Source organism: Planococcus sp. ANT_H30 (assembly GCF_008369335.1).
In the GTDB taxonomy this organism is placed as follows: domain Bacteria; phylum Bacillota; class Bacilli; order Bacillales_A; family Planococcaceae; genus Planococcus; species Planococcus kocurii.
Window position 1 is genome coordinate 446,291 of sequence record NZ_VOBJ01000002.1, and the last position, 12,538, is coordinate 458,828.

Below are 12,538 nucleotides of genomic sequence, written 5' to 3' on the forward strand. Positions count from 1 at the left end.
GCATTGTTGATCGTTTCCACGGCATGCTACAATGTTGTTTAAGGAGTTGTTACGAGTGAATACAGAATTTCCTTTTTCATCTGATGGAAAACGTTATTATACATGGAATCGCCATTTGCGCGATCATTTTGGTTTTAAGGTCATGAAAATCGCGTTAGATGCCGGATTTGATTGTCCGAACCGGGACGGCACAGTCGCACACGGGGGCTGTACATTTTGCAGCGTAGCAGGTTCTGGTGATTTTGCTGGAGACCGTGTGGACTCGATTCCCAAGCAGTTTGATCAAATTAAAGAAAAAATGCATCGCAAATGGAAAGATGCCAAATACATGGCGTACTTCCAAGCCTATACCAATACACATGCGCCGTTACCGGTGATTAAAGAAAAGTTTGAAGCGGCACTTGAGCAAGAAAATGTTATCGGGTTAAGCATCGCAACGCGTCCGGACTGTTTGCCAGACGATGTCGTAGATTATTTAGCCGAATTAAACGAACGAACATATTTATGGGTCGAACTTGGCTTGCAAACGGTTCATGAGCGAACGGCCCTTTTGGTCAACCGTGCACATGATTTTGAAGCTTATGTCGAGGGCGTAACGAAATTACGCACGCGCGGCATCCGGGTATGTACACATATCATCAACGGCTTACCACTTGAAGACCGTGACATGATGATGGAAACTGCGCGTGAAGTGGCAAAACTTGATGTTCAAGGCATTAAAATTCACTTATTGCATTTATTAAAAGGCACACCGATGGTCAAGCAATATGAAAAAGGCATGGTCGAGTTTCTTGAAAAGCAAGAATACATTCACTTAGTCGCCGACCAACTTGAAGTGTTGCCACCTGACATGGTCGTGCAACGCATTACAGGAGATGGCCCGATAGACTTAATGATTGGTCCGATGTGGAGCGCAAACAAATGGGAAGTCTTAAACGGCATCGATGCAGAACTCGCACGCCGTGAAAGTTGGCAAGGTAAACGGGCTACAGGGAGTGTGACTTCATGACGGTACAACGTGTATTGCCTTTTACAAAATCATTACTTGAACAAGCGGTCTCTTCTGGAGACGTAGTCATTGACGGCACTGCTGGCAACGGACATGATACACACTTTCTTGCGAGTTTAACTGGAGCAACCGGAAAAGTTTTCGCTTTTGATATTCAAGCAGAAGCGATTGACGCGACACGAATTCGAGTGCAAGACGTTGACCACGTCGAACTTATTCATGACAGCCATGCCAAAATAAAAGACTATGTGTCAGAGCCCATTGCAGCTGCTGTTTTCAATCTTGGCTATTTGCCAAAAGGCGATCACAGCATTATTACGAAAGCACAAAGTACACTTTCTGCTCTCCAACAATGTTTAGAGCTGTTGAAAATAAATGGCGTATTGCTAGTTGTTGTATACAGTGGACACGAAGGTGGCAGTGAGGAACGGGATGCTGTTATGGAATTCGTTTCCTCGCTCCCGCAAAAAACGTTTGATGTGCTAAAATACGAATTTATCAACCAGCAACATTCCCCCCCTTTTTTATTAGCCATTGAAAAAAAACATGCAAGCAATTAAAAAAGCAGAAAAGAGCACTTGCTCTTTTCTGTTTTTTTAGCTTAGTTTTCTATTCCTTCTTTTTCCGGCGGATTTGCTAGTAATGCTGCCACAATTCCAAGAAGCGGGAAAATCATAATAACCCATAACACTTCCTTATAGCCGCCAAAGAAATCGTAAAACAAGCCGAACGGCAACGGCCCAAGAGCAGAACCAACGACCATAAAGGCCATCGAAATACCGGTTATGCTACCAAGGTATTGCCGACCGAAATAATTCGGCCATACAACACTGAGAGTTACCCGTTCAATTCCCAACATAAAGCCCCAAACAACCGCAAATAGAATCGCGCCTGAAAACAGGTCCGCTTCTTTTAATAAAAAAATTGAGGCGATTTCCCCAACGAATACAAAAGCTAACATCCACTGCACACGTATTTTATCAAGCAAATAACCTGCTAGAAACGTTACCGGAAAACCGATAATCGCCATTAAACTCAAGACAGTCGCAGCTGTTTCAGGTGCTAACGATTGAATTGAAAAAATAGACACCAAATGGAAAGTCATTCCCGTATTAACCAAAGCAGGAACCACTACACAAAACAACAAGAGCCAAAAAGAGCGGGTCTTTTTCGCTTCTTTTACTGTCCAACTACTATCTGAGGATAACGGCTTTTGTTGATCCTCATCTCTTACTAGAGGTCCATTATCTGGAAGCAAGCCAATATCTTCTGGTCGATTTCGGATAAAGAAAAATGCTAAAGGTGTAAAAATCAGGACAATGGATGCGCCAAGAATTTGCCAAGTCGTCCGCCAGCCATATGCTTCAATTAACCAAACATTGATCAATGGAAATGCAGCCGATCCAATCATCCCACCCAATGCAGCTAAACCAAGTGCACGACCTCGTTTTTGTATAAACCATTGTGGTACCAACGCATTTGGTACGAGCGTCATTGATCCTTGACCAAACAACCGTATAGCGAAAAACCCCATAAATAACATCACCCAATTGACTACAAAGCTATTAAATATACTGGCTGCTGCTAAAATTAAGGATACCGCAATTGCCATTTTTCGCGCACCGACTTTATCAATCATTCGACCGATAATAAACAATAAAAACCCTGCAAGAAGTGTCGCTGACGAATAAATACCGGACACGGTTGAGCGGCTCCAGCCAAATTCTTCTATGTAATAATCAATAAAAATGGCATTTGAATAAGTTTGTCCAGGTCCAGAAAAAAAGTGAGACAATCCTGCGAGAATGACAATAACCCAGCCGTAATAAAATGGTGTCTGGATAACACCATTTCCATTAATCCTTTTTCCTTTTGTTTTCTTCACAACAACCCTCCTCCAAAGAAAAAGAGCCCCTTTGAGCTCTTTTTATCCGTTCTATTATTTTACAATTAACACTGAGTAATTTGCACGTCTTACCTCTTTATGGCTAACACACAAAAGAGACCTTGCCCCATTAATAGGCAAGGTCTTTTTAAGTGATTTGTATCACTTTAAATTCTTTTTAATATACTGCACAACTTTGCGAAGTTCTGTTGCGCTCGGACGTCCATAAGGGCTCGTTTGCTGCTGTTGATAAAGAATATTCCCTTTTTCATCAAGCAAATAATGAGCAGCTTCCCCGTGGATTCCATGATCTTCATATGGTGCATCTTCTCCGTGGTAATAAGCTCCGTACTGCTTTAATAAATCTGTTGTAAGGTCACACAGGAGTGGAAAACTTAAGCTATGCTCATTTTTCATCCCTAACGAATTTTCTTGGCTATCTGTTGATAGAGCCGTAAAATAAACGCCTTTTCCTTCAAAATAAGAAAGGCTTTCTTCAATTTCTTTTAAATCTTGGTTACATACTGGGCACCATGATCCTCTGAAAAAGACCAAAAATCTCCAACCTGGACGATCCGTCAAATCTTGTTCCAAAGAATACGTACCGCCTTCTGCTAATGGTAATTCAAATTGTGGTGCTTTGTCACCGAGTTGTAATGTTGTCATAGGTAGTTTCCTCCTTATTTTTAAAACGCAATCAAGTGAACGTTATTTCCACTTTAACAATCCAGTTAAATCATCAAATACATAATCCGGCTCGAGATCGAGTTCTTCAACTGGCATCCCTTTTCGGTTGATCCAAGCTGTTTGGAATCCAAAACTTTTCGCCCCTGATACATCCCAGCCATTAGACGACATGAAAAGAACTTCATGACTTTCGATTCCAAGTTGTTCTAATGCATATTGATAAGATGCCGGTGTTGGTTTAAATTCTTTCACGTCATCAATACTCAATACTTGATCAAACAACTCTTCTAAACCTGCATTTTTAACTAATGGATCCAGCATATCGTGAGAGCCATTTGAAAAAACCACTAAGTTTTTATCTTTTAACTGCGTAAGAATTTCTTTAGATTCTGAGTAAAGCGGTAAATGCAGATATGCAGCTAATAATTTTTGCTCGTTTTCTTTACTTGGCTGCAAATCATTTTCGTTCAGTGCATATTTTAATGCATCATGTGTAATGGCATAGAGCGTGGCATAATTACCCATAAGCTGGCGCAACATAAAATATTCCACTTGCTTAGATCTCCATGTTTGACTGATCTTCTCGCCGTAACCTGGATATAATTCCTCGCATTCTCTTTTTATTGCCGTAACATCGAACAAGGTTCCGTATACATCGAACACGAAGGCTTTGATTGAACTGTCCACTCTCCATCCTCCTTTTGATGATTCTGCAAACATCGACTATACGTATGTACAATTGGTTGACCTACAATACAGTCTCTTCTCTTTATACCCAAAGGCAGTCGGATTAATCGGAAATCAACAAATTAATCTAAATGTAAAATAAAAACCCGAACGGGCACACTTTTAAAAGTGCCAACAATCGGGCTTAATCTCTCATTTATTAAAATTAGTTTAGAAATAATTCATCGGATCCACAGCATTTGAGCGAGCCCCATTCCAAGAGCCAATATGGACTTCAAAATGAAGGTGAGGTCCGGTAGAACGTCCTGTGCTACCGACTAATCCTACATTTTGGCCTTGTGAGACTGCTTGACCAGCTGAAACGTTAATAGCGCTCATATGACCGTATACAGTTGCATACGATTGACCATTGATTGAATGGGTCAAAATTACAACGTTACCGTAGCCGCCCATATTACCTGCAAAGGAAACATAACCGGATGCCGCGGCAGAAATTGGTGTGCCCGTTACATTGGCAATGTCCTGTCCGAGATGCGATTCAGCACCGTCGCCAATATCCCGTCCACCAAAGCCTGACGAGTATCGTCCAGAAACGGGTCTAATAAACATCGCGCTAGATGAAGGTGCAGGTGCAGTTTCCACTTTTTCAGGCGCGCTCACAACCGGGCTTGATACTTTCGGCTTACTCGCTGTTTCAGCTTTGGCGCTAGTTTTAGCTTGTGCTTCACGCGCTGCTTGTGCACGGGCTTCTTCTTTTGCAGTAGCATCTGCTTGTGCTTGTGCTTGTGCTCTTGCTTCTGCTGCAGCTTTCTCAGCAGCTATTTTTCGTTGACGTTCTTCTTCTGCTTTTCTGGCAATTTCAGCTAAACGTGCTTGTTCGTTCATGATTTGCTTTTCTAAATCAGCGCTAATTTCGATAGCTTCTGTACGTTTATTTTCTAAACCGCCTTTTTCTGTTGCTAATCGTTGCTGTTCAGTTTCTAAGTTCCGAACAAAACCTGCTTGCTCTGTTTTTTTACTACCTAAAGATGCTTTTAACCCAACTAATTCCGAACGGCGTAATTCTTGTTCAGCTAGCTTGGATTCTACTTGTTCTTTTTGTTCCGCTAGCAGTTCTTTATCTGCTGCTTGTTCGCGCATGATTTCTCGGTCTGCTTCGATCAATGTATTGACTGCAGAAAATCGATCAATAAAATCTACGAAACTGTTTGCGCCAAGTAGAACGTCCATGTAATCTACAGAGCCGCCACTCAATTGAATTGCACGCGCTCGTTCTTTCAATAACTGTGTGCGTTCCTCAATTTTTCGTTCCAGCTCTACAATTGATTTTTTTAGCTCATCAATTTCTATTTTCGTTTGATCAATTTCTGCTTGAACATTGTTAATGTTTGCTTCTGTATCATTGATTTGCGTATTCAAATCTGCAATTTTTGATGCAAGCTGCTCTAGCTTTGATACATTTTGAGTGATTTGCCCTGCTTTTTCATTAATACCTGCATTCAATTCACTTTGCTGTTGTTGTGTTTCTTGCTGTTTTTGCTCTAATTCACTTAGTGTATCTGCGTTAGCTGTTGGTATCAATATTGATAAGGCTAATACAGAGGATAAACTAGTTACCATCCATTTTGAAATCACGTGTCTAATCCCCTCTCGAATCTTTCTAATGTTTTAATCTCTGTATGTCTTATGTATATAAGTGTAAATCGTATAGGTTTCTTCGAAAATTGCGACTCGCTCAGTATACCAGCTAGGAACCTCTATACTGTTACAGCAATATTTCTTTTTCTTCTAATAATGAAATATTTTTGTAATATATTAGGAATTATAATAATCAGAATTTTACACCTACTTAAAACTACTTATTGTTTTACACTAGTTGTTCGAGAAAAAAAGAATTTCAAAGTTTCTTTACCGTACTATTAACATGAACTAATAAGAAAAGAAGCTCTGATTAGAGCTTCTTCTTGTTCCGTAATAAGCGATAGTTTCTTACTTATATTTGCTCAAAAGTTCTTCAGGAATATGACAGTAATCATCTGGGCATCTGGTCAACCGATCTTGATGTTCTTCTGCACTTTTTACGTAGTTTGTAAGCGCCCGTACCTCAACTACGATAAGGTCGTAATCGCTTCTCTCGCGAAGAAATGCCTCTGCTTCTTCTAAGTGCTGAGGCTTTTCACTGTATACACCCGTTCTGTATTTCTCACCAATGTCCTGCCCTTGTTTGTTTAAACTGTATGGATCGATAATTTCAAATAAATAGCCCATTAATTCTTGGCATGTCACAATGGCTGGATCAAATGCTGTCTTCACACATTCGGCGTAGCCATCGTAATCTCCTTCACGTGTAGGACTTGTTCCGTTAGCCCTCCCCGCTTCTGTAAATATGACACCAGGCAAAGTTTTAATAAAAGCTTCTACTCCCCATAAACATCCACCCGCAATATATAACACTTCCATGTTGTACCTCCTAGTAGTTTTTAATATAACTTCGATTGTTCCAATAACATAAGCGAAAAAAATGATTCTGTTAATGGATCATATGTAAACTCAATGAAACAGGTTAAATTATATAATAGCGCTTAGTTTCTCCCATTCTTCTCTCAATATACCCATTTTGATGGCATCAAAATACTGTCCTTCTACTGTTCGGGCATTTCTAATACGCGCTTCTATAATCATCCCCATTCGTTCGGCCACTATTATCATTCGTTCGTTTCCGGACCAGGTTGACATTCCCAATCTATGTAATTCTGTTGATTCAAAAAGAAAATCAATCCAGAGTTTGTAAGCTTCCGAACCATAGCCACCATTCCAATAGTCTTTATCGTAAATCACAATTCCGGTCTCGAGCCAGTTTGTATTCTTATCTATCCAGTAGGCACCCACATAGCCAATCACTTTTCCCTCAGCTCTTATCACAAGAGAAGCTGGAACTCCTGTTGCAATCTCTTCTTCATTTAGCCAGTGTTTGCGATGTTCTTCCTTTGTTATTCGCTTTTCGGGTATGTAAGGTCCATTCCATTTTTTCGCTTCTTGTTCCTTTTCTTCAAATCTCCAAAAATACAAATCATCCAAGTTTGCTTCCCTATTTCCTATTAATTCAACTTTTCTTCCAATTATCTTTATCATAGTTATGGTTCAGCCTCTCTTCCTGTAATCATATGTCCATTTTGTTAGCCCTTTCAAATAGAATTGAACTGTTTACTTTCTATTTAAGAAGTTATATTTAACTCCCTTTATTGCATTAATTTCAGACAAATACTCATAAGCAGCAAGAAGCAATAATGGCTTTTTGGTTTTTAGAATCTCTACTGTTTTTCCTTCGTCCTCGATTCTAGACATTAGTCTATCTGACTTGGGGAACTTGAAGACGATTTCTTCATTTACTATTAAAATATCATTATCCCAACCCGTGCTATTTGTTTGCACTTTATTTAGTGGTAAATCCGGAAACCTATTTTCTACAAAACTAACATGTCTTCCTTGGTCATAAGCGTCTTCCTCCATATTTAATCCCCTTCTGATAATCCACAATTTGTAAACCACTTAACCGACTTCTGCTGTCATTTCCGGCTTCTTATTGCTGAAAAATCAAATGGGAAGCTCCTTTAACCGATAGTCCAGTCCCATATTGTTATACCACTCATTTAGGCCGGTCCATAAATCTTCACAAAGGGAATAAAATTTTTCTTTGTCTTGCAGCTGCCCTTCCGTGATGAAATCCAAGAGTTTTTTGTATCCTGAAGGAATGGATTCCAGTTCCACCGATTCTTTAAATGTTCTGGCTCTTGTAGTGTAAAACGTCTTATTTGCAAGCCCAATCAGTTTCGCACTTTGCCAGAGCAAATCTCTGGCACCTATATCTAGATAATTTAAGTTGCCATTGCTGTAATTATTTCTTATTTTCGCAATGGTTTCATAAGGCTCCCAGACCATGAACTCTTGCATAATATCTCGCCTATTAGCATCCAATGCTTCAAAAGGAAGGTCTTTGACTTGCTCGAATAAATGAGTTGGATCATGAATCGAAAGAATATGAATAAACACACCGGCCTTAATCGCCCATGAATCGTCCACTTCTTTTGCTTGTTCGATAAATGTACGATGGTCTTTTGTACTGAGTTCGATTTTGAATTTGTCGCAGATAAATTCAAGGCTCTTTAACTGATTGGCATCTTTTGTAGTGACATGCAATTCGATGTCTGAAAACGGTCCATCCGTTTTTAAAGCGATAGATCCATAAGCACCGATAGCCAATATGGCATCCCCGTGTGCATCGAGCAGTCTCTCTTTTATCGTGTGTATCATTTCTAACTTTTCTTTTCTCGTCGTTGAAACCGGATAGGCTAGCATGTCTAAATCCTTTCATACACCTTACCCGCAACGAAAAGAACATGCTAAGGCCTCTTGAAAAAATGGCGTAGTTTCTATCTACTATATCCAAAATTTTCTTTTAACGCCATTTATTTTCTGTTAATTTCACGTATAATAGGAATAATCAAATTTCTCGATAAATCGAAATCCCCCAAGATTTATCTTCAATCGGAAAGGAACTGCTGATATGATAATTAGTCCAATTTGATCTCCCTTCAATAGAAATCATTTAAGAAATGAACTCTTGGGGGAACTTATTCATGAAACTGAATCGAAATTTCAACTTATTGCTGACCGGGCAATCGCTTGCCAACATCGGCGATGTCTTGTACATTGTCAGCATCATTTACATGATTTTCGAATTGACCGGATCAGCCACTGCGGCTGCTTTTGTGCCGTTTACCATCACCAGTTCAATGTTCATCTCGAACACCTTAACACCTTTGTTGATGCAACGCTTCAACCTGAAATGGCTGTTGGCAGGTTTGCAGATGGGCAAAACGGTGTTGCTAATCGGACTGGCATTCTTTCTGCCGCAACTCTCGCTGGCCAATTTTTACGGACTGTTTTTGCTTATCAGCCTAGTCGCCTTACTGGACGGCTGTGCCAATCCCGTAACCCAATCGCTCATTCCGAATTACGTGAAAAGCGAACAGTTGCTAAAAACAAATGGCCTTATGGAAACTGTTACCCAACTAATCCAAACCGCCATGTGGTTTGTCGGTAGCTCCTTGTTGATTTGGCTCTCTGCAAATGAATTGGTCTGGTTGACAGCTGGCTTGTTTTTGGTCTCGAGTCTGCTATTGAGCTTTTTGGAGACGATCGACTTTACGCCATCGAAGGAGCAAGAAAAGTGGAAACAAATCAGCCAAGGCTGGCAAACGGTCTCCACTTCGCCTGTACTCAAGCGAATTGTCTGGATGGATGTCCTGGAGACGATAGCTGGGACGGTGTGGATTGCGGCGATTCTCTATGTTTTTGTCAGTGATGCCTTATTGGCAGATGAAAAATGGTGGGGGTTCATCAATGGCGCATTTTTTTTAGGATTGATCGCTGGCAGCTTGTTCTGTCTGCGGTTTTCAGATTGGATCGAACAAAAGCTCAGCCAGTTTATTTTCCTGGGTGCAATCTCCAGCAGCTTGGTCACCATCTTCTTTGGCTTGACGAACCTTCCGATGCTTGCGCTGCTTTTTTCCTTTTTGGTTGGTGTTTTTGGTCAGATTAAAAATATTCCGCAACAGACGGTAGTTCAGACAAGTGTTCCCAAAGCACAATTGCCAACCGTATTTACTACACTCGGCGCAATTGGTACCGGAACCTTTGGCATTGCTTCCCTTTTGATGGGTGTTCTGGCAGACGCATTTGGCATTCGCGGGGTATTCATTTTGTCTGGAATTTTATTGAGCATCGTCAGCTTGATTGCTTATAAAGGCAGAGTCTTACTATGGCGAACAGTATAAGTTTTTAATAGAAGAACTTTACGATCAGCTGGCTGATTTGATGGCTGAAAAACGGCTACTGACGGAAAATGTCTCTACTTTTTCAGTCGTGGAAGTTCGCGGTGCGAGTGCTACTGAATCCCCTGTTATCGATGAAGAAGACGGGTGGGAATAAACGTTGTATCAGCTTGAATGGACACAGTATTCAAGGAAGATTATGAACAACTTGATGGCAGCCAAAAGATTTTCGTCAATAAAGCGCTGGACCGAATCAAATTGAGAGGGATGGAAGCGGGCCAATCCCTTCACGGCAACTTGGCGCAATGCAACAAGCTGAAAAACAAGAAGATGGGCCTGCGGATTATTTTCAGAGAAGCCGAGGCGACCATCCAAATAATTCAGATTGTAGCTATTGGAAAACGCGATAAAGAAAAAATTATAAAATGGCTGAAGAGTGATTAAGCTAATTGAAATGAAGAACAGGTTTTCCCAACTAAAAAGAGTCCGACAAAGCGAACACTTTAGAAGTGCTCGCTTTGCCGGACTCTTATTTTGTTGAACCAAATTATTCTCTATTTTGATGACTACAACTTCTGATAATCTGATGATACGTAAACTAGACTATCTTTATAAAGTTGATTTTCTTCTTGTAAACTGATTCTGATCTACATACATATATGAACCAAGCCTATAGATATTAACTTCTCAGCCCACGGCCTTTTTCGATCAGATACCAATTGAGTCCATAAAGTAAAACCACAAAAATAATCGAAATGAGAACAGAGAATAGAATCGGTACATCGATTACACCGAGGATCCCGAATCGAAATCCAGAAATCATATAAACAATCGGGTTAAACTGTGATACAATCTGCCAAAATGGAGGCAACATTGAGATGGCAAAAAATACACCACCTAAGTAAGTTAATGGCTGAAGAACAAAAGTAGGAACAATAGACACATCGTCAAACGATTTTGCAAAAATGCCGTTCAACAGACCAGCCAAAGAGAACAAAATAGACGTCATTAAAAACGTTAATATGACAATACTCCAAGAATGGACTTGCAACGGGACAAAAAGTAGCGAGATAATGGTGACCAGTACCCCTACCAGAGTACTTCTTCCTAGTCCTCCCATCACAAATCCCCAAATAATAATATGGGTCGGGACGGGAGCGACCAATAGTTCTTCAATATTCTTTTGAAATTTTTGTGAGAAAAATGATGACGATACATTCGAGTAGGAACTGGTAATGACTGACATCATAATCAATCCAGGAACAATAAACTCCATGTACGAAAATCCTTCCATTTCGCCAATCCTTTTGCCAATCAAATTCCCAAAGATGATAAAGTATAAGGAAGTCGTAATAACAGGCGGAACCAATGTTTGGATCCAAATTCTAAGATAACGGTTCGTTTCTTTGACCGCCAAACCTTTTAATGCTACTAAATATAGTTTAAACATGTGAATCCTCCACTACGCAGTTTCTTTTGTAAGTTTTAAAAATAACTCTTCTAATCGATTAGACTTATTACGCATCGACAACACTTTAATCCCTTGTTCGGTCAATTGGTTAAACAGTTCGTTGATCCCTTGATCACGCCCTACTTCCACAGAAAGGGATCCTTCATCCATAAGTTCACTCTTATAGCCTTTAATTACCGGAATTTGTCCTGAAGATTCAATATCTAAAATAATTGTTTCAAACTGAAGCTTAGCAAGCAATGATTTCATACTTGTATCTTCAATCAGCTGCCCCTTTTGAATAATACCAATATTGCGGCATAACATCTCCGCTTCTTCCAAATAATGTGTTGTCAAAATTATCGTCGTACCATTATCATTCAACTCTTTCAGAAACGTCCACATCTCTCGTCTCAATTCAATGTCCACACCCGCCGTCGGCTCATCAAGAATAAGTAGACGCGGTTCATGCATCAAGGCGCGTGAAATCATCAATCGACGTTTCATCCCTCCGGAAAGCATCCGTGCCTGAACATTTTTTTTCTCCCATAAATCAGACTGCTTCAAGTACTTTTCGCTGCGCTCTAATGCTTCCTTCCTTGATACGCCGTAATAACCTGCCTGGTTCACGACAATCTGTTGAACCGTTTCAAAAGGACTGAAGTTAAACTCCTGGGGGACCAAACCAATCTGCAGCTTCGCCTGCATTAACTGTGTGTCCATATCATAGCCGAAGACTTTGACATTTCCTGATGTCTTATTGACAAGGGATGTCACAATCCCGATGGTCGTAGATTTCCCAGCACCGTTAGGACCTAAAAGAGCGTAGAAGTCTCCTTCTTCTACTTTCAAATCGATGCCACGCAAAGCCTCAACGCCGCCAGTATAGACCTTTTTCAAGTCGTTTATTTCTAATGCATATGTCATTCACTTTATCTCCTAACTATCTTTTTATTAGTTGTATTTAACTACCTAATTGCCAGTAT

The 12,538-nt window shown here is 40.3% G+C and carries 14 protein-coding genes; 4 read left to right on the top strand and 10 right to left on the bottom strand.

What is annotated here, in order from left to right:
• The first annotated feature begins 31 nt into the window (after positions 1 to 31).
• Both mnmL and mnmM read left to right on the top strand, forming a co-directional pair.
• Complete coding sequence (gene mnmL / locus FQ085_RS08100; protein ID WP_188074732.1) at positions 32 to 1,009, top strand: tRNA modification radical SAM protein MnmL/YtqA; 978 nt, start codon at positions 32 to 34, stop codon at positions 1,007 to 1,009.
• A complete protein-coding gene (gene mnmM / locus FQ085_RS08105; protein WP_149456358.1) occupies positions 1,006 to 1,569 on the top strand; it encodes a tRNA 5-(aminomethyl)-2-thiouridylate-methyltransferase MnmM in 564 nt (187 codons plus the stop codon). The genes mnmL and mnmM overlap by 4 nt, the downstream gene beginning before the upstream one ends.
• Before the next feature lie 41 nt (positions 1,570 to 1,610).
• On the opposite strand, the gene FQ085_RS08110 is transcribed toward mnmM, so the two are convergent.
• The 8 genes from FQ085_RS08110 to FQ085_RS08145 all read right to left on the bottom strand — a co-directional run bounded on the left by FQ085_RS08110 (position 1,611) and on the right by FQ085_RS08145 (position 8,579).
• Positions 1,611 to 2,894, bottom strand: a complete 1,284-nt coding sequence (locus tag FQ085_RS08110; RefSeq protein WP_149456359.1) for an MFS transporter — start codon at positions 2,892 to 2,894, stop codon at positions 1,611 to 1,613.
• Positions 2,895 to 3,056: 162 nt separating this feature from the next.
• A complete protein-coding gene (locus tag FQ085_RS08115; protein ID WP_149456360.1) occupies positions 3,057 to 3,560 on the bottom strand; it encodes a redoxin domain-containing protein in 504 nt (167 codons plus the stop codon).
• A 42-nt stretch (positions 3,561 to 3,602) separates the two neighbouring features.
• Positions 3,603 to 4,268 (bottom strand): haloacid dehalogenase type II, encoded by a 666-nt coding sequence (locus FQ085_RS08120; RefSeq protein ID WP_149456361.1) that lies wholly within the window; start codon positions 4,266 to 4,268, stop codon positions 3,603 to 3,605.
• Positions 4,269 to 4,478: 210 nt separating this feature from the next.
• Positions 4,479 to 5,903, bottom strand: coding sequence for a murein hydrolase activator EnvC family protein (locus FQ085_RS08125; RefSeq protein WP_149456362.1), 1,425 nt, complete (start codon positions 5,901 to 5,903; stop codon positions 4,479 to 4,481).
• A gap of 354 nt (positions 5,904 to 6,257) precedes the next feature.
• A complete protein-coding gene (locus FQ085_RS08130) occupies positions 6,258 to 6,728 on the bottom strand; it encodes a peptide-methionine (S)-S-oxide reductase (protein WP_058385797.1) in 471 nt (156 codons plus the stop codon).
• A gap of 108 nt (positions 6,729 to 6,836) precedes the next feature.
• Positions 6,837 to 7,400 carry a GNAT family N-acetyltransferase gene (locus tag FQ085_RS08135; protein WP_058386929.1) on the bottom strand — a complete coding sequence of 188 codons (564 nt, stop codon included), beginning with the start codon at positions 7,398 to 7,400 and terminating at the stop codon, positions 6,837 to 6,839.
• Positions 7,401 to 7,472: 72 nt separating this feature from the next.
• Positions 7,473 to 7,778: a hypothetical protein gene (locus FQ085_RS08140; protein WP_058385798.1), complete on the bottom strand. Its 306-nt coding sequence runs from the start codon at positions 7,776 to 7,778 to the stop codon at positions 7,473 to 7,475.
• An 84-nt stretch (positions 7,779 to 7,862) separates the two neighbouring features.
• Complete coding sequence (locus FQ085_RS08145; RefSeq protein WP_262499775.1) at positions 7,863 to 8,579, bottom strand: kanamycin nucleotidyltransferase C-terminal domain-containing protein; 717 nt, start codon at positions 8,577 to 8,579, stop codon at positions 7,863 to 7,865.
• 326 nt (positions 8,580 to 8,905) lie between these two features.
• Between FQ085_RS08145 and FQ085_RS08150 the strand changes: the two genes are divergently transcribed.
• Both FQ085_RS08150 and FQ085_RS08160 read left to right on the top strand, forming a co-directional pair.
• Positions 8,906 to 10,105, top strand: a complete 1,200-nt coding sequence (locus FQ085_RS08150; protein WP_149456364.1) for an MFS transporter — start codon at positions 8,906 to 8,908, stop codon at positions 10,103 to 10,105.
• 171 nt (positions 10,106 to 10,276) lie between these two features.
• Complete coding sequence (locus tag FQ085_RS08160) at positions 10,277 to 10,546, top strand: addiction module toxin RelE (protein WP_149456366.1); 270 nt, start codon at positions 10,277 to 10,279, stop codon at positions 10,544 to 10,546.
• 235 nt (positions 10,547 to 10,781) lie between these two features.
• Here FQ085_RS08160 and FQ085_RS08165 read toward each other — a convergent pair whose 3' ends face one another.
• A complete protein-coding gene (locus tag FQ085_RS08165; protein ID WP_149456367.1) occupies positions 10,782 to 11,552 on the bottom strand; it encodes an ABC transporter permease in 771 nt (256 codons plus the stop codon).
• A gap of 12 nt (positions 11,553 to 11,564) precedes the next feature.
• Positions 11,565 to 12,479 (bottom strand): ABC transporter ATP-binding protein, encoded by a 915-nt coding sequence (locus FQ085_RS08170; RefSeq protein WP_058385804.1) that lies wholly within the window; start codon positions 12,477 to 12,479, stop codon positions 11,565 to 11,567.
• Positions 12,480 to 12,538: the final 59 nt, after the last annotated feature.